Origin of the sequence: Paraburkholderia yinzeri, assembly GCF_046581065.1 — a bacterium.
Classification (GTDB): Bacteria; Pseudomonadota; Gammaproteobacteria; order Burkholderiales; family Burkholderiaceae; genus Paraburkholderia.
In genome coordinates this window covers 869,567-892,890 of record NZ_JBFOCJ010000003.1, presented here as the reverse complement: position 1 = coordinate 892,890, position 23,324 = coordinate 869,567, and the positions used below count along the sequence as shown (strand labels likewise).

Annotated in this window: 20 protein-coding genes; 8 read left to right on the top strand and 12 right to left on the bottom strand. The window is 66.3% G+C overall.

Annotation, left to right across the window (positions count from 1 at the left end; all coding sequences use genetic code 11):
- The first annotated feature begins 86 nt into the window (after nucleotides 1-86).
- Nucleotides 87-1,229, top strand: coding sequence for a porin (locus tag WJ542_RS30825; RefSeq protein WP_411193320.1), 1,143 nt, complete (start codon nucleotides 87-89; stop codon nucleotides 1,227-1,229).
- An 89-nt stretch (nucleotides 1,230-1,318) separates the two neighbouring features.
- Here WJ542_RS30825 and WJ542_RS30820 read toward each other — a convergent pair whose 3' ends face one another.
- From WJ542_RS30820 to aguB, 5 genes are all read right to left on the bottom strand, one after another.
- The gene (locus WJ542_RS30820; protein WP_411193319.1) at nucleotides 1,319-1,714 is read right to left on the bottom strand and encodes a hypothetical protein; all 396 of its coding nucleotides are present in this window, start codon (nucleotides 1,712-1,714) and stop codon (nucleotides 1,319-1,321) included.
- A 44-nt stretch (nucleotides 1,715-1,758) separates the two neighbouring features.
- Complete coding sequence (locus WJ542_RS30815; protein WP_411193318.1) at nucleotides 1,759-2,280, bottom strand: hypothetical protein; 522 nt, start codon at nucleotides 2,278-2,280, stop codon at nucleotides 1,759-1,761.
- A 9-nt stretch (nucleotides 2,281-2,289) separates the two neighbouring features.
- Nucleotides 2,290-4,344 (bottom strand): alkyl/aryl-sulfatase, encoded by a 2,055-nt coding sequence (locus tag WJ542_RS30810; protein WP_411193317.1) that lies wholly within the window; start codon nucleotides 4,342-4,344, stop codon nucleotides 2,290-2,292.
- Nucleotides 4,345-4,546: 202 nt separating this feature from the next.
- Nucleotides 4,547-4,957 carry a hypothetical protein gene (locus tag WJ542_RS30805; RefSeq protein ID WP_411193316.1) on the bottom strand — a complete coding sequence of 137 codons (411 nt, stop codon included), beginning with the start codon at nucleotides 4,955-4,957 and terminating at the stop codon, nucleotides 4,547-4,549.
- Nucleotides 4,958-5,105: 148 nt separating this feature from the next.
- Nucleotides 5,106-5,966, bottom strand: coding sequence for an N-carbamoylputrescine amidase (aguB, locus tag WJ542_RS30800; RefSeq protein WP_411193315.1), 861 nt, complete (start codon nucleotides 5,964-5,966; stop codon nucleotides 5,106-5,108).
- Between the two features lie 177 nt (nucleotides 5,967-6,143).
- Here aguB and WJ542_RS30795 point away from each other — a divergent pair, with 177 nt between their 5' ends.
- Nucleotides 6,144-7,124 (top strand): LysR family transcriptional regulator, encoded by a 981-nt coding sequence (locus WJ542_RS30795; protein ID WP_411193314.1) that lies wholly within the window; start codon nucleotides 6,144-6,146, stop codon nucleotides 7,122-7,124.
- 62 nt (nucleotides 7,125-7,186) lie between these two features.
- Here WJ542_RS30795 and WJ542_RS30790 read toward each other — a convergent pair whose 3' ends face one another.
- A complete protein-coding gene (locus WJ542_RS30790) occupies nucleotides 7,187-8,023 on the bottom strand; it encodes an AraC family transcriptional regulator (RefSeq protein ID WP_411193313.1) in 837 nt (278 codons plus the stop codon).
- A 193-nt stretch (nucleotides 8,024-8,216) separates the two neighbouring features.
- A complete protein-coding gene (locus WJ542_RS30785) occupies nucleotides 8,217-9,803 on the bottom strand; it encodes an inorganic phosphate transporter (RefSeq protein WP_411193312.1) in 1,587 nt (528 codons plus the stop codon).
- Nucleotides 9,804-10,169: 366 nt separating this feature from the next.
- On the opposite strand from WJ542_RS30785, the gene WJ542_RS30780 reads away from it, so the two are divergent.
- Complete coding sequence (locus WJ542_RS30780; RefSeq protein WP_411193311.1) at nucleotides 10,170-11,786, top strand: AMP-binding protein; 1,617 nt, start codon at nucleotides 10,170-10,172, stop codon at nucleotides 11,784-11,786.
- Between the two features lie 23 nt (nucleotides 11,787-11,809).
- Here the strand turns inward: WJ542_RS30780 and WJ542_RS30775 are convergent, their stop codons facing one another.
- Nucleotides 11,810-13,162 carry a PucR family transcriptional regulator gene (locus WJ542_RS30775; protein WP_411193310.1) on the bottom strand — a complete coding sequence of 451 codons (1,353 nt, stop codon included), beginning with the start codon at nucleotides 13,160-13,162 and terminating at the stop codon, nucleotides 11,810-11,812.
- Nucleotides 13,163-13,299: 137 nt separating this feature from the next.
- On the bottom strand, nucleotides 13,300-15,195 hold the full coding sequence (locus tag WJ542_RS30770) for a bifunctional sugar phosphate isomerase/epimerase/4-hydroxyphenylpyruvate dioxygenase family protein (protein ID WP_411193575.1): 1,896 nt from the start codon (nucleotides 15,193-15,195) through the stop codon (nucleotides 13,300-13,302).
- 259 nt (nucleotides 15,196-15,454) lie between these two features.
- Between WJ542_RS30770 and aroQ the strand changes: the two genes are divergently transcribed.
- The 4 genes from aroQ to WJ542_RS30750 all read left to right on the top strand — a co-directional run bounded on the left by aroQ (nucleotide 15,455) and on the right by WJ542_RS30750 (nucleotide 18,975).
- The gene (gene aroQ / locus WJ542_RS30765) at nucleotides 15,455-15,910 is read left to right on the top strand and encodes a type II 3-dehydroquinate dehydratase (RefSeq protein WP_411193573.1); all 456 of its coding nucleotides are present in this window, start codon (nucleotides 15,455-15,457) and stop codon (nucleotides 15,908-15,910) included.
- Nucleotides 15,907-16,794: a shikimate dehydrogenase gene (locus WJ542_RS30760; RefSeq protein WP_411193309.1), complete on the top strand. Its 888-nt coding sequence runs from the start codon at nucleotides 15,907-15,909 to the stop codon at nucleotides 16,792-16,794. The genes aroQ and WJ542_RS30760 overlap by 4 nt, the downstream gene beginning before the upstream one ends.
- Nucleotides 16,795-16,836: 42 nt before the next feature.
- A complete protein-coding gene (locus WJ542_RS30755; RefSeq protein ID WP_411193308.1) occupies nucleotides 16,837-18,204 on the top strand; it encodes an MFS transporter in 1,368 nt (455 codons plus the stop codon).
- Between the two features lie 87 nt (nucleotides 18,205-18,291).
- Nucleotides 18,292-18,975, top strand: a complete 684-nt coding sequence (locus WJ542_RS30750) for a TetR/AcrR family transcriptional regulator (protein ID WP_411193307.1) — start codon at nucleotides 18,292-18,294, stop codon at nucleotides 18,973-18,975.
- 74 nt (nucleotides 18,976-19,049) lie between these two features.
- Here WJ542_RS30750 and WJ542_RS30745 read toward each other — a convergent pair whose 3' ends face one another.
- From WJ542_RS30745 to WJ542_RS30735, 3 genes are all read right to left on the bottom strand, one after another.
- Nucleotides 19,050-19,769 carry a Rossmann-fold NAD(P)-binding domain-containing protein gene (locus WJ542_RS30745; RefSeq protein WP_411193306.1) on the bottom strand — a complete coding sequence of 240 codons (720 nt, stop codon included), beginning with the start codon at nucleotides 19,767-19,769 and terminating at the stop codon, nucleotides 19,050-19,052.
- Nucleotides 19,770-19,846: 77 nt separating this feature from the next.
- Nucleotides 19,847-20,710, bottom strand: coding sequence for an SDR family NAD(P)-dependent oxidoreductase (locus WJ542_RS30740; protein ID WP_411193305.1), 864 nt, complete (start codon nucleotides 20,708-20,710; stop codon nucleotides 19,847-19,849).
- Nucleotides 20,711-20,777: 67 nt separating this feature from the next.
- Complete coding sequence (locus tag WJ542_RS30735) at nucleotides 20,778-21,350, bottom strand: TetR/AcrR family transcriptional regulator (RefSeq protein ID WP_411193304.1); 573 nt, start codon at nucleotides 21,348-21,350, stop codon at nucleotides 20,778-20,780.
- Between the two features lie 285 nt (nucleotides 21,351-21,635).
- On the opposite strand from WJ542_RS30735, the gene WJ542_RS30730 reads away from it, so the two are divergent.
- Nucleotides 21,636-23,309 carry a methyl-accepting chemotaxis protein gene (locus tag WJ542_RS30730; RefSeq protein ID WP_411193303.1) on the top strand — a complete coding sequence of 558 codons (1,674 nt, stop codon included), beginning with the start codon at nucleotides 21,636-21,638 and terminating at the stop codon, nucleotides 23,307-23,309.
- Nucleotides 23,310-23,324 lie beyond the last annotated feature (15 nt).

Sequence of the window (23,324 nt, the reverse complement as noted above, 5' to 3'; positions counted from 1 at the left end):
GGCCTGGGCGCCGCGCCAGTCGCGAGGCACGCAATCTCATTCCAACTGGCTCCGGCCAACAAACCCATAATCACGACGGGGGAGAAATGCAGAAAAGCAAAGCAGGCCACAACAAACGCCGGGCGGCGGCACAGGTTGCCGTTGCCGTGGTGCTCGGGGGGACGGGTGCTGCGGCGCACGCGCAGTCGTCGGTCACGCTGTACGGTTTGATCGACACGGCCATACGCTACACCACGCACGCCGACAAGGCGGGCGACGACAAGATCCAGCTCGCCAACGGCGGCTTGAGCGAGAGCGAATGGGGGCTGCTTGGCTCCGAAGACCTCGGCGGCGGCTATCGCGCCGTATTCCAGCTCGAGGACCGCTTCTTTCCGAACTCGGGCGAAAACGACCCTGGCTATCCGTTCTTCAACACCGCCTATGTCGGACTCGTGTCGCCCACCCTGGGGCGTTTCACGCTGGGCCGCCAGACCAACCCGCTTGCCGACGCCGTGCTGAGGACCTACGTGACCGCATCCTGGCTGCCGACGGTATATGAGTTCCGTCCCGAGGTTTCCATGGCCGAGGGCGTGTGGACGAGCAACATGGCCAAGTACGCCGCGCGCTGGAACGACGTTACGCTGGAGCTTTCGTATGCGTTTGGCGGCGAGGCAGGCTCGTTTGGCGCGGGCAGCCAGATTGGGGCGTCGATCGCCTACATTCCGGCCTGGCCGCTGAAGCTCGCCGCGGGCTATCTGGATGCGCGCGACGCGGTCAACGGCTCCGCGCACTTCAAGGCCTGGACGGCCGGCGGCGCCTACACGTTCGGCGCAACGACGGTCAACTTCGGATGGGCGATGAACCGCGAGGATCCGGGCTTTATGGGCAACTTCCCGAATGGTCCGTACACGGCCCCGCAACTGACCGCGCTGAAGTTCAACACGTTCTCGGAGCGCGAGATGTTCTTCGGCGGCGTCACGCAACTGATCGGCGCCTCGACGCATCTTTCGGCCAACGTCTGGCGCACGCTGCAGGACGGCAAGGCGGCGAGCGGTGACGGCAACGCCACGCAGTTCCAGTTGCTGGCCGACTACAGCCTGTCACGCGCCACCGACGTCTATCTCGAGGGCGATTACGCGTTGTATCGCGGCGGCCTGGTTGGAGCGCAGTTGCAGGGTTTCGTCGGTTTGAGCGCCGCGGCGACCACGACGCAACTTGGCATGATGGTGGGGCTGCGCCACGCGTTCTGAGTCTTGAAGCACGACGTTGCAATACGCGTAGTTCGCGCTGGTGTCGCCCGAAGCACCCGGCGCGCGTGCGGCTTGCAGTACGATTTCGATCAATTCCGCTTCTGGAGCACCCATTGGTCGCTGCCTGACCGGCAGTATTGCGGGTGCAGGTTGAGCGACTGGCCTTTGGCGTTCAGTACCACGGCGACGGTCCGGCAGGTTCGGCTGTCCTTCGTGACCGTGCCGCCGGGCGTGATCGTGGCGTCGACGGCGACGCTGTTGCCGAGACCGCTGTTCTTCCACTGCGCCGCTTCGCCATCGTGTCGGGTGTTCAATGCTTCCACCACGGCTTGTTTTGCCGAGTCGATGTCGCGCTGGGTCATATAGCTGAGCGGCGTGTCGTTCAGGAATCCCAGGTTTGCTGCAAAGACGGAGCAGGTGCAGGCGGCGAGCGCGATACCGGTCAGCGCGCCCGCGGCGCTGTTGAGCGAAGCACGAAACGGCATGGACGTTTCCTCTTGGCGGCAAGCATTGAAGGTCGGCGGCCCGGTCAGGCAGCCACGCCGGCCTCGGCCGTCGCCAGCATTTGCGTCAGCGCGGCGGCCGGACCTGGGGGCGCGTCGACGACGAAGAGCGAATCGCCCCAGGCGGTCTCCGTGTGGAAGCGCCCATCGAGCCAGGCGCGCAGGGCGGCCTCGGAGAGGATGAGAATGTTGCTCCGCTTTGCTTCGTCCGTGGCCGTAACGTCGGGCATTTCGGGAACGACGTCCGGGTCGAAGCCTTCCGTCGTTGCGTGGAAGAATCCCCACGTGTCGTTCTCGATGAGCAGTACGTAGAAGTCCGGCAGGTCCAGCAGCGCCGCTTCGCTGTGAGCGGCTTCAATGCGCGCCTGCAGCAGATTCAGCGCGTCGACGGAGGACAGGCGCATCCGGGCCGCGGAAAGCGCGCCCTCCGTGTCTTCCAAAGGCTCGACGAGTCCGTATTCGATTGCTTTTCGGGTCGCCACCGCCACGCTGAGCGCGAGAGGATGGCCGACGCCGAAGTCGATCCTGAAGTTACAGATGGCGCACATATCCGCACCTCATGGCGTGACGATATTGAACCAGAACTCGAAGTTATCGAGCCAGGAAACGAACTCGCCGAGTGACTGGCTGTTACCGTCGATCTTCACGTTGCCGGCCATCACGAGTTTCTGCATGTTGGTCTTGCCCATCATGATGTCGTTCAGGTCCGAGCGTTTCATGGTGACCGAGGCATCCGCCGTGCCCGAAGTCTTGCCGGCCGTGTAGTGCAATGCGCTGTTCTCGACACCCAGAAGGCGAACTTCCTTCGTATCGGTCAGCGTGAGATTGAAGCTCACGGCCTTTCCGGCGGCGCGTTCGGGATTCAGGCGTATCCCGAGATAGTCGAGGAACATGTCGAGCGGCATCGCCTGGATGGTGTCGGGGCTCTGCGGGTTCGGCGCAGGAAGTTTTCTGACGCCATCGCGCAGTTCCATCGCTCCCGTGAGATAGAAGTTGCGCCACGGCGCCGACTCCGACTGGTAGCCCAACTGCTCGTAGGCGTCGGCCAGCAGTTGTTTGGCCGCAGTGTTCTGGGGGTCGGCAAATACCGCGTGGTTCACGACTTCAGCGACCCAGCGATAGTCGCCCTTGTCGTAGTACTCGTGCGCTCTTTTCAGGATCGCGGAGGATCCCCCCATGAACTCGACATAGCGTTTGCCGGCCTCCGTGGGAGGCAGGCGATGCAGGTTGGCGGGCACGCCATCGAAGAAGCCGAGACGCAGGTTGTACTGGGCCACCGCGTCGTGGTACACCGTGCCGTAGTAACTTCGGCAGTACCAATGTTTCGCAAGACTGTCCGGCAAGCGCATGACTTCGCCGATCTCGAGCGGCGTGAGCCCCTGGTTGGACAGGCGCATCGTCTGATCGTGCAGATAGCGGTACATGTCGCGCTGCGCACGCAGGAAGGCAATAATCCGGTCATTGCCCCAGGTCGGCCAGTAGTGCGAAGCGAACAGGACTTGTGTGTCGTCGCCGAACATGTCGATCGACGCCTGGATGTATTTCGACCAGAGCAGTCCGTCACGCATCTTGGCGCCGCGCAGCGTATAGAGATTGTGGAGCGTGTGCGTAACGTCTTCTGCCGCGCAGAATGCCTTGTACTGCGGCAGATAAAACATGAATTCGGCAGGCGCCTCGGATTCCGGCGCCATCAGCACCACGATCTCCACGCCGTCGAGCGTCATCTTCTGCCCGGTCTTTTCGGCGTACATCGTCGGGATAGCCAACGTGATGGTGCCGACCGACGTCGTCTTGCCGAGGCCGCCGTCCACGATGCCCATGGCGTTGCGCGGCAGCAGCGACCCGTACATGTAGCTTGCGCGGCGTCCCATTGCGTTGCCGGCGATGACATTCTCGCCGACGGCCGCCTCGGTAAAGCCGACGGGCGCCACGATCTTCACCTTGCCCGACTGCAGGTCTTCGTCGCTGACGAGGCCGCGTACTCCGCCGTAGTGGTCCACGTGACTGTGCGTATAGACGACGTGGGTAATCGGCTTGTCGCCGAGATGCGGGATCACGAGCTGCTTCCAGACCGTGGAGGAGACCTCGGTCGTGATGAACGGGTCGACGACGATATAACCCTGATCGCCGCGGATGATGCTCATCACGGAGAGGTCGTAGCCCCGCACCTGCCAGATGCCGTCGACCACCGTGAAGAGGCCGTGGTTCATGTTCAGCTTGGCGTTGCGCCAGAGGCTTGGATTGACCGTGGGTGGCGCGTTGTTTTCGGGGCCGCCGTTCACGAAGGCGAACTGCTGGAGATTCCACGCCGGGATATCGTCTTGCCCCTTGATGATGACCGGTTCGGGAAGCGTGGCCACGAGGCCGCGCTTCGCGTCCTCGAAATCCTGGGCGTCCGCGAAGGAGAAGAAGTCCGCGTACTGCTGGTTCAACGCGGTCGTTGCGCGCGTTGCGGGCTTCGCATGCGGGCTGGTGGGCGTCGCGGGCGTGTCCGACTGCGCCAACGCCTCGCCCACGACGCCGGACAGACCGCTCGCCACGCCGGCGACGGCAACGTTCTTCAGAAAGGTTCTGCGGCCGCTGGTCTTTGCTGGATCTTCGGGTTGGGACACGACCACCTCCAGGTGTTTGATAACGACGTTTGATCAACGCCCGACGAACAAACCGGGCTGAGCGCGTGGGCTTTGGCCGCGCGCTCCATGATCGATTGCCGATAGCGGTCGTTTTCTCATAGCGACCGACGCGAAACTATAGGGAGTTTGGGCAACGCGCTTGCCCCGAAGGGCAACGGAAGGATCCGGGGCGCCAGCGGATTCACCCCGCCTTCTGGCGCTCCCAGGGAGCGTCGCCGGTCCGGCAGTATTGCGGACGCAGCCGGCCCGTCTTGCCGACAGTCGTGACCGTGATGGCGACGAACCTGCAGGTTCTGCGATGTTTGATCGCGGTGCCTTCGGGGGTGAGCGTCGCGTTGACTACGGCCCGGTTGTCCGAACCGTTATTGGTCCACCGGCTCGTTTCCCCGTCGTTTCTCGTGTTCAGTACGACCAGCACCGTGCTTTCGAGCGCGTCGAGGTCAGGCCGGTCGAGTTTTTCGAGCGGCGTGCCGTGCAGAAGGCCGGTGTCGGCCAAAGCGGCCGGCAACGGTGCGCAGACGAGCAGCAGCGCCCCGAGGACCGCGAGGAGGCGTTGGCTTGCGGTGCTTCCGGTTGAGGCGTGGTACGGCATGACCGTTTCCCGTAACTCGAAGAGCGTCGCAGAGGGGGACGTCTGCAGTCTAGCATTCGGGTTCCGGAGGACCTGCGCAACAAGGCAAACACGGCTTCGCCGTGCCTGACGAAAGCGCCTTGCGCCGGTCCATCTTCAGGCGCGGCTTTTATCCCTGCGTGGTCAGCGCGCCATAGCACGCGGGCCGCCGGTCGCGGAACACGCCCCACGCGCGCCGTTTCGCCGCGAGCGCGTCGAGATCGAACTCGGCGGTGAGGATCGCCGCCTCCGTGCGATTGCATTCGGCGATCTTCTCGCCGTCCGGTCCCGCGATAAACGAGCTGCCATAGAACGTGATCGCGCCCGTCTCGCCGGTTTCGATGCCGATGCGGTTGCTGGCCACGAGCGGCATCACGTTCGCAGCGGCGTGACCGCGCTGCACGTTCTGCCAGTGCGTGCGCGAATCGATGGAAGTGTCGTGCGGTTCGCTGCCGATCGCCGTGGGATAGAAGAGGATTTCCGCGCCGGCGAGCGCCATGGCGCGTGCGCATTCGGGGAACCACTGGTCCCAGCAGATGCCGACGCCGATGCGTCCGTACGCCGTGTCCCAGACCTTGAAGCCCGTATCGCCCGGCGTGAAATAGTATTTTTCGGTGTAGCCGGGGCCGTCGGGAATATGCGTCTTGCGATAGACCCCGAGTGCCGCGCCGTCGGCGTCGAAGATCGCGATCGAATTGAACTGGGTCTGACCTGCCCGCTCGAAGAAGCTCACGGGCAGCACGACGGAGAGTTCGCGCGCGAGCGCCGCAAATCGCCCAAGCCACGGATGGTTCTCGTAGGGCTGGGCGAGCGCGAGGTGCGCGGGGTTCTGGTCGATGCAGAAGTACGGCGTTTCGAACAGCTCCTGCAACAGGACGATCTGCGCGCCGGCGCGCGCCGCTTCGCGCACGGTTTCTTCCGCCCGCGCCAGATTCGCCTCGATATCCCAGCTTGCCGCCATCTGCGTGGCGGCCACCACGACCTTTCTCATTGTCTTCTCTCTCATGCGGCCTGCGCGGCCGCGTTTGGCGTTCTACGTCGTTGCGGATCGTCCGGATGGTTCGGGCGCGTTGATTGTGATAATAATTCAATAAACACGAGCGGTTTTTTGCCTGTTTCGCCTATCTCTCGTGCCTCAAAGGAAATATTCGGGGAGCTTAGGGTCGTCATGTCCCGCATCGATCTGTTCGTTGCCATCGAAACCTTCGTCTGCGCCGTCGAGGAGGGCAGCCTGAGCGGCGCGGCGCGCCGTCTCGACAAAACGCCCTCGGCCGTGACGAAAACCATCGCCGGTCTTGAGTCCACGCTTGGCGTGCGCCTCTTCGAGCGCACCACGCGCACGCTCGCGCTGACCGAGGCGGGCCGGCTCTATCTCGCGACGGCCAACGAAGTCCTGCAGCGTCTCGCGGATGGCGCGCGGCAGCTCTCCGAGCACGATGACGAGCCGCGCGGCCCGCTGCGCGTCACGGCCGCCCATTCGTTCGGCCAGGCGGTGCTTGCGCCGCTCGTCGCGCGGTTCGGTCAGGCCTTTCCGCGCGTTCAGCTCGACATCGCGCTCTCGGACCGCTACGTCGACATTGTCGGCGAGGGCTTCGATCTTGCGCTGCGCATGGGCAATTACGATCTGCCGAGCCAGATCGTGAAGCCCATCGGATCGAATCGCAGCCTGCTCTGCGCGAGTCCGGCGTACCTGGCGCAGCGCGGCGTGCCCGCTTCGCCGCACGATCTGGCGCGCCATGCGTGCATTGCCTACCGGCATCCGGCGCTTTCGAGCGTTTGGCATTTCGCGCGCGAAGGTGCCCTGCAAGAGGCGGCGGCGATCGAGCCGCGCGGTTCGATCGTCACGGACAGCTACGATCTCGCACGCGCGGCGGCGATCGGCGGGGCCGGCATTCTGCCGTGTCTTTACTGGAGCGTCGTGCCGGAGATCGAGCGCGGCGCGCTCGTGCCGCTGCTGGCCGACTGGGTATTCAGTTGTCCTTGCTTCGGCGAGGACCGGGTCTGCGCGGTGTATCCCGTGAGCCGGCGCGGCTCGACGAAAGTCCTGAGGCTGATCGAGATGCTGCAGGCGCGGCTCGCCGACGACGAAGCGCGCGTGGCGGCCGTGATGGAGGCCACGATGGCGGCGTCGGTCGGGGCCATACGGTAACGAAGTGCATGGCGCTTCGCGGAGGGGCCGGCCCTTCCTGGCGCGGCGGCGCAGAGACGGTGTCAGCGCTGCGCAACGTCCGCCTGTTCGCCTTCCTCTCCCGCCTGGCCGAGCGTGGCATCCGGACGGAATTCGCTGGGCGGTACACCCAGTTCGCGCCGGAACATGTCGCTGAAGCTGCTCGGCAGATAGCCGAACTGGCGCGCGACGGCGCTCACCGGCTGCCCCTGGGCGAGCCGCGAGACGGCAATCGCCAGTTGCACCTGGCGGCGCCACTCCGCGAACCCCATACCCAGCTCGCGCGAGAAAAGACGCGCGAGCGTGCGCACGCTCGCGCCCACGTTGGCCGCGTGCTGCTCGAAGCCGATATCCACGGAGGGGTTGTCGATCACGGCGCGGCACAGCATGTCGAGCCGCCGGTCCGATGCGTCGGGCAACGGCACGCGCAGCGTGTAGCGCGGCGCATGGGCCAGCTCCATGGCGGCCAGCCGGTACGCGGTTTCGAGCCACGCGCTGTCGTTGCCCTCGCTGCCTTCGCCGCTGTCACGTTCGGCGATGGTCTTGATGAGTTCGCGCAACAGGCCGTTGATCTCGAAGACTTCGCACTGCGGGGACAAGTGGCCGATGTTTTCGCCGTGCAGATAGAGATTGCGCATCTCGACAGCGCTCATCATGTGGATGGCATGCAGCGTGTCGGGCGGCAGCCATACCGCGCGTTGCGGCGGTACGACCAGCGCTTCGCGGCCGATCTCTACCCACATCACCCCGGCTACCGCATAGAGCATCTGCGCCCACGTGTGCGAATGCGGCTCGATGTGCAGACCACGCGGATAATGGCGCGCAAGGGCGTGACCGCGTCCGGGCTCGTCGCCGAGTACGGGGGGCGCGGCTTGAGGCATGAGGGTCTCCTGACAAAAGATGGGCGGATGCGTGGCGGCAACGGCTACGCTAGCACGGTTTGGCCGCGAGCCGAAAGCGCGGGCATGCCTGACCCGCCACGCAAATGAGACGAAAGGCGCGGTGCGCCGCGCTTTTGTCCGCCCTGTCGCGAGCGGGTAAGACTGGGCGGCCTCCGGGGCACGCGCCCGCGCCTCAGAACACCTGCCTGAAGACCCAATAAAGCCCTGCCGACAAAGCAATCGAAGCGGGCAGCGTCAGCACCCAGGCCAGCACGAGATTGCGCACGGTGACCCACTGCAGGCCGGAGCCGTTGGCGGCCATCGTGCCTGCCACGCCCGAGGCGAGCACGTGCGTCGTGGAGACGGGCAGGCCGTAGACGTCGGCCATGCCGATGGTGAGCATTGCCACCGCCTCCGCCGAGGCGCCCTGCCCATAGGTCAGGTGTGCCTTGCCGATCTTCTCGCCCACCGTCACGACAATGCGCTTCCAGCCCACCATGGTGCCAAGCCCGAGCGCCATCGCCACGGCCACCTTCACCCAGGTCGGAATGAACTTGGTGGCGTGATCCATCTGCTGGCGGAACGCATTCATTGTCTCGAGGTCTGCGGGGGTGAAGGCAGGCGTGTTCGACCTCGTCATCAGACGAATCGCCTCGGAGGCAACATACATGTTGTTGCGCACGTTATCGACCATCGACTGCGGCACTGCCGCCATCGAGCCCGAGGCGCTGGCCTGGTCGGCGATGGCCTCGGTGAGCTGGCGCAGTGCGGGAAGCGTAGCGGGTTCGAGCCGGCGGGTGCGGACATAGGCTTCGACCGCCGCGCGCGGATTGTCGGGCTGGGCGCCATGCGTGTCTTGCGTGTACTTCCCGAGCGTGGCGGAGGCGTGGTGCGCGACGCTCACGAAGGCGGCGGTCTCGGCGGGCGTGACGGCCTTGTTGAGCGCGTAGGCCGTGGGTACCACGCCGATCAGGATCAGCATGATGAGCCCCATGCCTTTCTGGCCGTCGTTCGAGCCGTGCGCGAACGAGACGCCCGTGCAGGTGAGGATCAGGAGCGCGCGGATCCAGAGTGGCGGCGGTTTTTTGCCCTCCGGTTCCTGGTAGAGCCTGGGGACGCGCACCACGGCTTTGAGGACGACGAGCAGCAGGGCGGAAAGCACGAAGCCGACCACCGGCGAGAACAGCAGCGCCTTGCCTACGCCGATCGCCTGGCTCCAGTCCACGCCGCTCGTGCCGGAGGGCCCGCTGATGAACGGGTTCATGACGCCCACGCCGATGATCGAGCCGACCAGCGTATGCGAACTGGATGACGGCAGGCCCAGGTACCAGGTGCCGAGGTTCCAGACGATGGCCGCGATGAGGAGTGCGAAGACCATCGCGAAGCCGGCGTGGCTGCCCACCGTGAGGATCAGCTCGACGGGCAGCAGTTGCAGGATGCCGAACGCCACGGCGCCGCTCGAGACCAGCACGCCGAGGAAATTCCACGCGCCCGACCACACCACGGCGAGGTGCGGATCGAGCGAGTTCGTATAGATGACGGTGGCGACCGCATTCGCGGTATCGTGAAAGCCGTTGACGAACTCGAAGCCGAGCGCGATGAGGAGGGCGAGGCCGAGCAGCACGAAGGGCAGCGCCGAGCTTTCGCGCACGCCGCTTAGATCGATGACCACATGCTGTACGACGTAGATCGCGCCCACGAGGATGACGGCGGCGAACAGGCCGAAGGCGAGGCCGCTGCGGTGTGCCGCGCGCGGCTGGGGTAAGGGTATGTCCGGCATGGCGGTGCCCGGTCGGGAAGCGGTGGCTGGCGCGCGACGTTGAAGCGGGGACAGGCAGGTCGCGCGACCCTCGCGCATCGTTTGCAAACTGGCACGACGGCGCAGGCGTGTCGGACTCGCGAGACCTTGAAGCGGGTCTGTGGAGCCGAGTCAGTGTCTCATAGAAGGCGGCAACGAACGGGGTGCGCGTGCACCCGAACAGGGCGGGCCGGCGGACGCGGGTTTTGTGATTTGTCACAATCGACCTGTCCGGTTTCCCAGTTCCCGCGGCGCGAACTCCGCCGTAGCATGGGAGCCTCAGAGCGGTGAAAAGACGCCGCCTTCGCGCCGCATTGCGGGCGCGCCTTGTGAAACATGGAGGAGCACGTGTCCGAAGCCCCCTGGCTGGCCAGTTACGGCAGCATTCCCGCTGAAATCGATCCCGACGTTTACCCGTCGCTCGCCCACCTGTTCGACGACGCCTTGCGCCGCTTCGCCGCACGCCCCGCATTCCGCGTGGGCGAACACACGCTGACCTATGCGGACGTGGACCGGCTCTCTCGCGACTTCGCCGCGTATCTGCAGCAGCGGCTGGGCGTGAGGAAGGGCGACCGCGTGGCGGTGATGATGCCGAACCTCGTGGCGTTTCCCATCGCACTCCTTGGCATCGTTCGCGCGGGCGCCGTGCAGGTCAATGTCAACCCGCTCTACACGGCGCGCGAACTCGAGCATCAGTTGAACGATGCGGGCGTCGAGACCATCGTGGTCTTCGAGGGCGCGCTCCCGACCGTGGGCGCGGTGAAGGAAAAGACGGCGCTGAAGACCGTGCTCGTGGCCGGCGCGCTGGACGGCTTCACAGCACCTGCGGTCGCACCTGAAGGCGCCGCCGCGACTTTCGCGCAGGCGCTTGCCGAAGGCGCAGGCCTGCCGCTCGATCCTGTCGAGCTGACGGGCGACGACGCGCTTTTCCTCCAGTACACCGGCGGCACCACGGGGCTTTCGAAGGGCGCGCTGCTCACGCACCGCAACCTCGTCGCCAACGTCGCGCAGTTCAAGGCCTTCATGCCGGGGCTGCTCGGCGAAGACGACGAGGTGATCGTCACGGCGCTGCCGCTGTATCACATCTTCGCGCTGACCGTGAATCTGATCGTGAGCTTCTCGATCGGCGCCGAGAACTGGCTCGTCGCGAACCCGCGCAACCTCGACAGCCTCATCGACATCTTCAAGGCCGCCCGTCCCACGACCTTCATGGGCGTCAACACGCTCTATGCAGGGCTTGCCGGGCATCCGCGCATCGGCGAGGTCGACTTCTCGCGACTGCGTCTCGCGGGCGGCGGCGGCGCCGCGACCATGCCCGCCGTTTCCGCGCGCTGGGAGGCGGTCACGGGCACTTTCATCCGGGAAGGCTATGGCCTTTCGGAAACGAGCCCGGTGGTGTCGTTCAATCCCGGCTCGGTGGATCGCTTCACGGGCACGGCCGGTTTGCCCGTGCCGTCGACCCACGTCAAGCTGGTCAACGACGGGGTGGAGGCCGCGCCCGGCGGGACCGGCGAGATCTGCGTGAAGGGACCGCAGGTCATGAAGGGCTACTGGAATCAGCCGGAAGCCACGCACACGGCGTTCACCGCCGACGGCTACTTTCGGACCGGCGACGTAGGCGCGATCGACAAGCAAGGCTTCCTGCGCATCGTCGACCGTTCCAAGGACATGATCCTGGTCTCGGGCTTCAACGTGTATCCGAACGAGGTCGAGGCCGTCGTGACCGCGATGGCGGGCGTGGCGGAGTGCGCGTGCATCGGCGTGCCCGACGAGCGCACCGGCGAGGCCGTGAAAGTGTTCGTGGTGGCGTGCCCGAATGCCGTGCTGAACGAGGATGCGGTGATCGCTTACTGCCGCTCGCAGCTCGCCGCTTACAAGGTGCCGCGCCTCGTGAGCTTCGTGGAGGCGCTGCCGAAATCCACGGTCGGCAAGATTCTGCGGCGCGAACTGCGCACGCTGAGCTAACGCCATCGGGGCGGGCGCGCCGGCTAGCCTGCCCCCGCTTTCTTGCCCGCCTTCCTTGTCGGCGTGCGCGTTTTGCCTGCGCCGGCGGTCTTCTTCGCGCGAGCGGCGGCATGGCCCGTCTGCGCCGCGCCGTACAGCTTCAGGGCGACGTCGAGCCGGGCAATCCAGTCCGCGTCGTCCAGCTTCGCGCCGAGCAGCGTTTCGATCCGTTCGAGCCGGTAGTCGAGCGTATTCGGATGCACGCCCAGCGCCTCGGCGGCCTGGCGGCGGCGCTGGCCGTGCGCGAAATACATTTGCAGCGTGGCGAGCAGATCGGATTCGCCCGCGAGCAGTTCGGCGAGCGACACCAGATAGCGCAGCACGTTGCCGCTGCTGCGCACGCTTTCCTCGATCGCGATCGACGAATACCGGTGCACGTCGCCTTCGTGCGGCGCGAAATCGACGGCCCGAAATGCTTCGTCCACCGAAGCAGCCCAGCCGCGCGCGCCTTCGTTCATGAGACCGAGGCCGATGCTGCGCACGCGCGGTTCGGCCCGCGCGAGCGCGGACGCGCGCGCAGCCACGGCCTGGTCGTTGCGCGTGAGCGAATCGCCGCGCGCGCACGGCACCCACAGCACGAGCCGCTCGCGATGCCACACGCGCAGGAGTGCGTCGAGCTTGACCTCCAGGTGGCGCGCGGCGGCGAGCGTGAAGCGGTCGAGCGCGTCGTCGCGGGCCGAAAGCGGGTAGTCGCGCAGGTCGAGATCGATGGCGAGCGCGATGCGCGGCAGGGTGGCGTCGAGTCCCAGCGCTTCGACGGTCTCGCGAAAGCGCTCCGTGTCGTCGGGCGTGTGGAAGACGAGGCCGTAGAGCTGGTGCAGCAGCGAGCCGCGCCAGCGTGCCTGCTGGTACTGCTCGGCGAGGTAGGCTGCGGCGATGTGCTGGGTCATCGCGTCGAAATAATCGAGCAGGTATGGCGAGATGTCGAACAGCAGCTCGCTCACGAGCATGCGGTCGCTGCGGGCGAGGTCGGTGCACACGCGCCAGAGCTCGCGCGCGCCGAGCTGGAACGCGCGCATGAACGACTGCAGCGGCACGTGCTGATGCACGCGGCGGCGCGCATAGTCCTCGATGCGGTCCATCATCTCGGCCGAAGGCGTTTCGCCCGAGAACAGGCAAGAGAACCAGAGATTTGCCGAGAGCGTGATCGAGGCGAAGATGTCCTTGCGGATGGCGGACGTGAGCCCGCTGTAGCCTTCGAGTTCCATCAGCGCCGCAAAGGTGCGTTCGACGGCGCTCGACGGGTTGTCGGCCAGCGCTGCCTGCAGCTTCGCGCGCAGGCGGGGGCTGATGCGGGGTACGGGAGGCAGCACGTCGGGCAGGGCGCGGGGGCGCAAGAGACGAAAGGCGAAAAGTGTATGCGCGAAATCGCCTTGCCGTCGATTGGGTGTTTTGCCGTCTGCCTGGCTTCCGCCTCGCCGCCGGTCCGCCGCCGGTCCGCTGGCGGACCGGGCGGGACCGGCCGCTGCCTGGCTCAGCGCGAGGCCGCCGCGCGCTGGCGGGCCTGGGCGGCGAGGCGCACGGCGGCGTTGGACGCGCCGTAGCCGTCGTAGCCGCCGCGCCGCTCCACCACCTCCAGGAAGAAGCGCTGGTCGAGCGTTTCGGTGTATGCGTGCAGGAACTCGCCGCCGCGCTCGTCGCGGTCGTAGAGCAGATTGTGCTGCTGGAGCGCTTCGAGGAACGCGGCCGGCAGTGCGTGGCGCGCTTCGAGATCGTCGTAGTAGTTCGCCGGCACGCGCAGCAGCGGCACGCCGGAGGCCTCGAACGCGCAGACCGCGCGGAAGATGTCGCCGGTGGCGAACGCCACGTGGTTCAGGCCGGAGCCGTGATAGGCGCGCACGGTAGCGGCCGCGGCCGTGTGCTGGTCGACCGAGGCGTTGAGCACGATGCGCAGCGCGCGGTCCGCGCTGAACAGCGCACGGCTGCGCACGAGCCCGTAGGGGTCCGGCACGAGCACGGCCGGGCTGGCTTCGAGTCCGAAGACGCTTTTCAGGAACAGCACCCACGCATCGAACGATCCGGCTGGCAGCGAAAGGCCGATGTGGTCGATGCCCGTGATCGGCCCGACCTCGGAGGGGCCGTCGATGTCGGTCAACGTGAAGTCCGCTTCGAACAGCGTTGGCGCATTGGGGCTTTCGCTCACGAAATAGTCGAGGCTGCCGTCCGGTGCCTGGACCGCGGGCACCACGCGCTCGTTCGGACCGACGCGGCTGGAGAACGGCGCATAGCCGAAGCGCGCCGCGCGTTCGCGCGCGAGCGCGGCGTCGTCCACCCGGAACGCCGATGCGCAGAGCGACAGGCCATGGTGCTGAAAGAACGCGTTGGCGAACGAGTCGGGCTCTGCATTGAGCACGATCGCAGCCGAGCCGTGCTGGTAGAGCGTCACGTCCTTCGAGCGGTGCTGGCCCGCGCGCCGGAAATGCAGCTTGCCGAGCCAGTCGGCCACGCGCTCGCGCGAGGGGCTGTCCACGGCGAATTCGAGGAATTGCCACTGCGCGCGCTCGGGCGCGGCCGGGGGAGCGAACAAGAGGGGCGCGGCGCCGCTGGCCGCACCCAGCGCTTCGCGCGTCGCTTCTTCGAGCAGCAGCAGCGAGCGATGCCCGTCGGCGGCCGTTGCGGCAGGCGGCGCGCCGCGAAAGCCGTCGTTGAAGATTTCGAGCGACAGCGGGCCGCGATAACCGCTTTTCACCACTTGCGCCGTGAAATCCGCGAGCGCGAAGTCGCCCTGGCCCGGAAAGCAGCGGTAATGGCGGCTCCATTCGAGCACGTCCATATTCATCTTCGGCGCGTCGGCAATCTGCACGAAGCCGATGCGCTCGCCCGGAATCGCCGCGATGGCGTCCGGCGTGTCGCCCAGCGACAGCGTATGGAAGCTGTCGAGCGCGAGCGTCAGCCGCGGATGATTCACCGCTTCCACGAGTTGCCACGCGTGCCGGTAGGTGCGCACGTGGCGGCCCCACGCGAGGGCTTCGTAGCACACCGTGACGCCGGCCGCTTCGGCCGCCCCGGCCAGTTGCGCCAGTTGAGCGGCGCAGACACCGTCGTCGCACAGCGTGTCGGGCGCGACGTTGCTGCAGACCAGCAGCCGGTCGGTGCCGAGCTGATGCATGACGTCGAACTTGCGCTTCACGCGTTCGAGATTGCGCGCGAGACGCTCCGCGCTCACGCCTTCGAAATCGCGAAACGGCTGATAGAGCACGATTTCGAGCCCGAGATCGTCCGCCATCCGCCGCACGTCGGCGGGCGACCCTTCGAAATACAGCAAATCGTTCTCGAAGATCTCGACCGCGCCAAAGCCTGCCGCGCGGATGGCCGCGAGCTTTTCGGCAAGCGTGCCGCTGATGGAAACCGTGGCGATCGAGCGGCGCAGGGGCGCGTGAGCAGGGGAGGCGTTGGGCATGGCAATGGCGGCGGCGTGGGTGCGGGACGGCATGCGCAATGCGCCGCCGGAGTGTGTGCATCATAATAAAACTAACTAGTTAGTACAAATTCTCGAAAACCCCAGGTGACGTTCAAGGCTTTCCGGGCGCACACTTGCGGCCATCCGGTGGTGCCTTGCCTGTTTGTACCAGGTCGTTAAGGCCACCGCCGCCGCCAGCGTGTTGTTGTGTCGTCGTGGAGTGTGAATGATGGGAATGCCTTCGGTGCTGGTCCTGAACGGGCCGAACCTGAATCTGCTCGGTACGCGGGAACCCGCGGTCTATGGTTATGAAACATTGGATGACGTTGCCGGGCTGTGCCGCGAAGCGGCGGCGCGCCTTGGGCTCGCGCTCGATTTCCAGCAGTCGAACGCCGAGCATCAGCTCATCGACTGGCTCCATGAAGCGCGCACGCGCGTGGACGGCATCGTCATCAATCCTGCCGCGCTGACCCATACGTCGGTGGCGCTGGCCGACGCGCTCAGCGCGATCGACAAGCCCATCATCGAGGTCCACATCTCGAACGTGCACAAGCGCGAGGCGTTTCGTCACCATTCGTTCGTCTCGTCGATCGCGGCCGGCATCATCGTGGGCTGCGGGACCCAGGGCTATGTGCTTGCGCTGGAACGCATGGCGGTCCTGCTCGCGAACGAGGTGATGTCATGAGCGCGGCGATTCCGGCAGAATGTGCGCGCTCGATCCTGGTCGGGCTGATCGGCTCGGGCATCGGCGGCTCGCTGAGCCCGGCCATGCATGAGCGGGAAGGGCGCGAGCTTGGCTTCAACTATGTCTACCGGCGCATCGATCTGGAAGCGCTCGGCCTCGCGCCCGCCGCGCTGCCCGAGCTGCTGCTCGCGGCGCAGCGCATGGGCTTCGACGGGCTCAATATCACCTACCCGTGCAAGCAGGCGGCGATCCCGCTGCTCGACGAACTTTCCGACGACGCGCGCGCGCTCGGCGCCGTGAACACCGTGTTGTTTCGCGACGGCAAGCGCATTGGCCACAACACCGACTGGTCGGGTTTCGCGCGCTCGTTCCGGCGCGGGCTGCCCGATGTGTCGCTCGAAGCCGTGGTTCAGCTTGGCGCGGGCGGCGCGGGCGCGGCCGTCGCGCACGCGGCGCTGACGATGGGCGCGCGCGCGCTGACACTATTCGACGTCGACCCCGCACGCGCCGAGGCCCTCGCCCGCGAACTGCAGGCGCGTTTTCCCACGGCGCGCGTCACGGCGGGAGGCGACCTTGCCGCGACGCTGCGATCGGCCACCGGGCTCATTCACGCCACGCCCACAGGCATGGCGAAGCTGCCGGGCATGCCGCTGCCGGCGGAATATCTGCATGCGGGCCTGTGGGTGGCGGACGTCGTGTACTTCCCGATTCGCACGGCGCTGCTCGAAGCCGCCGCGGCGCTGGGCTGCCGTACGCTGAGCGGCGGCGGGATGGCCGTGTATCAGGCCGCCGAGGCATTCGAGCACTTCACCGGCGTCGAGCCGGACGCGGAGCGCATGTACGCGCATCTCGAGTCGCTGCTTGCAAAAGACGCCGGCCGGTAAGGCGGCGGGCGTCGAACAGAACCTGAGAGATAGGGAAGAGACATGGCACCTCCGTTATCCGCCGATCCGCCGGCAATGCCCGCCACCTCGGCCGAGGGCTCCGCGCGGCGTTCGCGCGCGCGTTACCGCATCCTCGCGCTGCTTGCCGTGGGCACGATGATCAACTATCTCGACCGCACGGTGCTCGGCATCGCGGCGCCGCAGCTCACGAAGGAGCTCGGCATCGACGCGGCGCTCATGGGGCTCGTCTTTTCCGCGTTCTCGTGGAGCTATGTGGTAGCGCAGGTGCCGGGCGGCGTGTTCCTCGACCGCTTCGGCAGTAAGTTCACCTACTTTCTTTCGATGACGCTGTGGTCGATGTGCACACTCGTGCAAGGCTTCATTACGGGAGTGGGTGCGCTCTTCGCCTGCCGGCTGGGTCTGGGCGCGGCCGAGTCGCCGTGTTTTCCGACCAACAGCCGCGTCGTGGCGACGTGGTTTCCGCAGAGCGAGCGCGCCTTCGCGACCGGCACGTATACGGTCGGCGAATATATCGGCCTCGCATTCTTCAGCCCGTTCCTGTTCGCGCTGATGGGCGCCTTCGGGTGGCGCTCGCTATTCTATGTGGTGGGCGGTGTCGGGCTCGTGTTCGGCCTCGTGTGGTGGCGCTTTTATCGCGAGCCGCATGAGCACCCGGCGGCCAACCGCGCGGAGCTCGACTATATCGAGGCGGGCGGCGGGCTCGTCGCGCACCAGCCGGCAGGCGCGCAGCACGACGCGAAAGACGGCAACAAACGAGGTGCGAGGCGCGGCTTCGACTGGCGCATGGCAGGCAAGCTGCTGCGCCGGCGCCAGTTGGCCGGCATCTGCATCGGCCAGTTCGCGGGCAATTCGACGCTCGTGTTCTTCCTCACCTGGTTCCCCACCTATCTCGCCACCGAACGCCATATGGCGTGGCTCAAGATCGGCTTCTTCGCGATCATGCCGTTTATCGCCGCTTCCGTCGGCGTGCTGTTCGGCGGCGCGTTTTCGGACTGGCTCCTGCGTCGCGGCAAGTCGGCCAACGTGGCGCGCAAGCTGCCGATCATCGCGGGTCTGCTGCTCGCCTCGACGATCGTGCTCGCCAACTTCGTGGCGAGCAACGTGGCCGTGATCGCGATCCTCTCGCTCGCGTTCTTCGCCCAGGGCATGGCCGCGCTGGGCTGGACGCTGGTTTCCGATATCGCGCCGGCGGGCATGCTGGGTCTCACGGGCGGCATTTTCAACCTCGCGGCGAACCTGGCGGGCATCGTCACGCCGCTCGTGATCGGCCTGATCGTGGCCGTTACCGGGTCGTTCGTCTGGGCGCTTGCGTTCATCGGCGTGATCGCGCTGGTGGGCGCGGCGGCGTATATTTTCGTGGTCGGCGATATCCGGCGAATCGAGCTCTGAGCGGCTTGTCGCACGCTCCGGTGTGCTACAAGCCCCATGCTAGAATCGCCCGCATCCTTTCCTCTTCCTATGTGCGCGGCAACGACAATGGCAAGACCGGCGGCACCGCCCGAGAGCAACGACGACAACACGCCATCCGGGAACCGGCGCAAGTACGACCCGGAAGAAACGAAGCGCAACATCCTCGAAGTGGCGACCGCCGAATTTTCGGCGATGGGGCTCGCCGGCGCGCGCGTGGATCAGATTGCCGAGCGCACGCACACCACGAAGCGGATGCTCTATTACTACTTCGGCAGCAAGGAAGGGCTGTACGAAGCCGTGCTCGACAAGGTCTACGGCGACATTCGCGCGCTTGAACAAGACCTGCGTATCGACGAACTCGATCCTGTCGAGGGCCTGCGCCGTCTAGTCGAGTTCACCTTCGACTACCACGATCGCCATCGCGACTTCGTGCGGCTCGTGACCATCGAGAATATCCACGGCGCGCGTTACCTCGAACGCCTCAAGACCTTCCGCAACCGCAACGCCAGCGTGATCCGCACGATCGAGGATCTGCTCGCGCGCGGCGTATCCGCAGGCGTGTTTCGCAGCGACGTCGATCCGATCGACCTGCATCTGCTGATCAGTTCGTTGTGCTTCCATCGCGTGAGCAATCGCCATACATTCGGCACGGCGTTCGGGCGCGATCCTTCGCATCCGCGCTTGCGCGCGCGCCATCGCGAGATGGTGGTGGATGCCGTCTTGCGCTTCGCGCGCCGCGAGGGCGACTGAGCGGGGCCTGCGGCCGTCCTCGACACTACCCTGGCGGACGGAATTCGCGCGGCGCGGTTCCCGCAGGCGCCGCTTCATGCGGCGCTGTCATTCACGGCGTTTTGTCGGCGTTTCGTGCTTTGCGCTTCGGCTTGGGCCAGCGCATGCAATGCCGGCGCTTCCAGCACCGCCGTGGCCGCGTCATGTCTCGCAACGGCCAGCATGGCCTGTCCGACGTCCGCGGTCGTCACCAGCCGGTCGCCGAGCGCCACGCGCAGCAGCGGCCAGACCGGCTTCATGAGCCGATACAGCGCGTGATAGAGACGCGTTTTCGAGCGTATGCCTTCGAGCGGTTCGATAGCGCCGGGCCGGAACAGGTACACCGCACGAAATCCCAGTCGCTGCAACGCGTTCTCGGTTCGTCCTTTCACGCGCGCCCACATGCTGCGGCCGCGCTCGCTGCTGTCGGTGCCCGCGCCCGAAACATAGACGAAAGTCATCTCCGGATTCAGGCGCGCGAGCGTACCGCCTATCGCCATCGTGAGGTCATAGGTCACGCGCGAGTAATCGGCTTCGGACATGCCGACCGACGACACGCCGAGACAGAAAAAGCACGCGTGAAAGCCCGTCAGTTCGGACTCGGCCGCGCGGCTGTCGGCCAGATCGGGCAACAGCGTTTCGCGCAGCTTCGCGTGACGGAGGCCCGTTTCGCGGCGTCCTACCGCGCGTATGAGTTCGACGTCGTCCGCGCGCAGGCATTCGCGCAGCACGCCCTGGCCGACCATGCCGGTCGCGCCGTAGATCAGTACTTTCATGAGGTTCCCGAATCACGGTCGTTGTCGATGGGCGTGCAGGACGCTCCTCTCAAGCTGCCCTGCACGTTCGCGTTCGCTCAGTTGCGCGGCATGACCGGAATGATGCCCGCGCCGCCGAAGTCGGTGGACAGCGTGACGGCGCGCCAGCGTTCGCCCTCGGCGGCGCGCGCGGCATCGGCGGCGTTCGAGAACTGCAGGGCGTCGCTGCCGAGCAGCAGGTGGGCGGGCGGATCGTCATGGCGCGTCAGTTGCAGCACCACTTGCGCGACGCGCGCGGGATCGCTGCGTTCCTTGCCCACGTGGTCGGCGAAGAGCTTCAGCAGCGCGCCGATCGACGGCTCGTACTCGGGCAGCAGCGCGGGAATGTGGGCGCCGGCTTCGGTGCCCCAGTCCGTCGCCATGCCGCCCGGCTCGAGTGCCGTCATATGGATGCCGACAGGCGCGAGTTCCTGGCGCAACACTTCGGTGAAGCCGCCCACGGCCCATTTGGCCGACTGGTACGCGGCGAGCCCGGCCGTGCCTAACCGGCCGCCGACCGACGACACATGCAGGATATGCCCGGATTTTTGCGCGCGCATCACCGGCAACACCGCCCGCGTGACGTTGACGACGCCGTAGAAGTTCGTGTCGATCTGCGCGCGGAAGTCGTCCTCGGGACTTTGCTCGAACGGCGAAATGTGACCGAAGCCCGCATTGTTGACCAGCACGTCGATGCGGCCGAACGCATCGAGCGCGGTTTGCACGGCGATGCGCGCTGCCGCGGGATCGGCGACGTCGAGCGCCGCGGTTTTCATGCGGTCTCCGTGGCGCGCCGCGAGGTCGTCGAGCCGCTGCGGATCGCGCGCCGTGGCCAGGACGCGTTCGCCCGCCTCCAGCGCGGTTTCGACGATATGGCGGCCGAGGCCGCGTGCACTGCCGGTGACAAGCCAGACTTTCGACATGATGAGCTCCTTTGCTCGCTAATTATGAGTGTGCACTCACTCATTAATGGGTCAAAAAAAAGCGCACTCAGGCGTGCGCAATCGCGTTCCAGAAAGCGTTGAACCCGGCTTCGAGGTAGCGCTCGCGCTGCGCCGGTTCGCGCACGATGAAATCCATCGTTGTTTCGGCGAGTGCGCCCATGATTGCCGAGGCGAAAGCCGGGGAGTGCCCGTCGAGATGGCCTTGCGCGATGCAATGCCCGATGAGCGCGCCGGCTTCCGCGAAGGCTTGCATGCCGACCGCGCGCGATTGCTCGGTGACGCGTTCGGAGGCGCTCAGGACCAGCATGACCTTGCGTTTGTCCGGGTTGGCGACGCCCCAGTCCACGTAGTGCCGCCAGAGATGCCGGGCGCGCTCGCGCATGCCGGCGTCGTGCGGGAAGTCGGGCGCGAGCGCTTCGCGCAGCTCGGCCTTGATGGCGAGATAGAGCGCGTTGAGCAGTTCGTCCTTGTTATCGAAGTAGGTGAAGAGCGTGCCTTCGGCAACGCCCGCGGTTTTGGCGATCCTGGCCGTGGGCGCGCCCAGCCCTTGCGTCGCGATCACGTGGATGGCGGCGGCAAGGATGGCATTGCGCTTGTCTTCGCTTTTCGGGCGGGCCATGAACGGCGTCTCGGGTTACATAGTTGAGTGATTACTCAATCATACAATGGATTTTCTCCTTCCTGCAACCTGCCGCAGGGCGGTGGCAGGCGGAACTGTCCCTGTCGTCGCGCCCCCGTAATCCGGCCCCAGTGGCTTCCCGCCTATCCCATAAATGTGCGCAGACCATTACACTAGCGACCGTGAGGGCCGCACGACGGGCCTTTCGTCCGGCCGCAACGCGCGCGCATTCGCCCGCGCCGCGTGGAGCCACGATTCAGTCAACGGAAAAAGCCCAGACGCCCAATGAGCACCGCCATGCCCCGCGCCGGCCAGGCCGGCCTGCCGCGCCAGACCGAGGGACGCTACACGCTCGGCACGCGCATCGTCCTCAGCTTCGGACTGCTGTTCGTGCTGATGCTCGCCACCGCGGCGATCTCGTACAACCGCCTGCGCACCATCGACGACGAGGCTTCCAGCCTCACGCACGATTCGGTGCCGGGACTCTTCTACGCGACGTCGCTGCGTGCGGCGGCGTTCCAGACGTACATGCTCACGGAGCGCGCCGCCTTCGTGGACGCCGACGCCGACAGCACCGGGCGGGATCTTGCCGCCTTGCCCGGCGCGCTCGCCGACGTGGACCGGCTGGTGAAGCAGTACGACACCACGGTTTTTCGCGGCGACGATCGCGAACGTTTTCAACGCTTCCGCGATGCCTACGCACGCTATCTGCCCCAAATTACCGCCATCGCGCATCAACTGCCCGCGTCGCGCCCCGCCGCGCAGGCAGCCTTCGCGCAACTCGCTCCGGCGTGGCAGGACGTGACGGACTCTGTCAACTCGATCGTCGAAGAGAACCGGGGGCAGGCCGACGATTCCGCGCAGACCATCCGCGGGTCGGTCTCGGGCACCGAGATCACGCTGGCCGCAGCGCTGGGCGTCGTGCTGCTCGCCTCGCTCGCCACCGGCTACGCGCTCTATCGCGCGATCACGGTGCCGATGGCGCGGCTCGTGGACGTGCACGACTCCATGCGCACGGGCGACCTCACGCAGCGCCTGCATCTTGGCCGCCGCGACGAATTCGGCGTGCTCGAAGACGGCTTCAACCGCATGAGCGACGAGCTCGCGAGTCTCGTTGCCCAGGCGCAGAAGTCGTCGCTGCAGGTTTCGACTTCGGTGGCCGAGGTGGCCGCCACGTCGAAGGAGCAGCAGGCCACCGCGAGCGAGACGGCGGCCACGACCACCGAGATCGGCGCGACCTCGCGCGAGATCTTCGCGACCGCGCGCGACCTCGTACGCACGATGAGCGAAGTGGCGACGGTGGCCGAGCAGTCGGCCGCGCTCGCCACCACGAGCCAGAGCGGCCTCACGCACATGGAAGACACGATGGGCAGCGTGATGGAGGCCGCCGGCTCCGTGAACGCGAAGCTCGCGATCCTCAACGAGAAGGCCGTGAGCATCAACCAGGTGGTGTCGACCATCACCAAGGTGGCCGACCAGACCAACCTGCTTTCGCTGAACGCGGCCATCGAGGCGGAGAAGGCCGGCGAGTACGGCCGCGGCTTTTCGGTCGTCGCCACCGAGATCCGGCGCCTGGCCGACCAGACGGCCGTGGCCACCTACGACATCGAGCAGACCGTCAAGGAGATCCAGTCGGCGGTGTCGGCGGGCGTGATGGGCATGGACAAGTTTGCCGAGGAAGTGCGCCGCGGCATGCACGACATGCAGGCCGTGGGCACGCAGCTTTCGCAGATCATCGGCGCGGTGCAGACGCTCGCGCCGCGCTTCCAGATGGTGAACGACGGCATGCAGGCCCAGGCCACCAGCGCGGAGCAGATCACCCAGGCGCTCACGCAGCTTTCGGAGGCGGCGCAGCAGACGGCGGAATCGCTGCGCCAGTCGTCGCAGGCCATCGACAATCTCACGCTCGTGGCCAGCGAACTGCGCACGGGCGTATCGCGCTTCAGGATCGAGGCTTGATATCAAGTGGCGCGC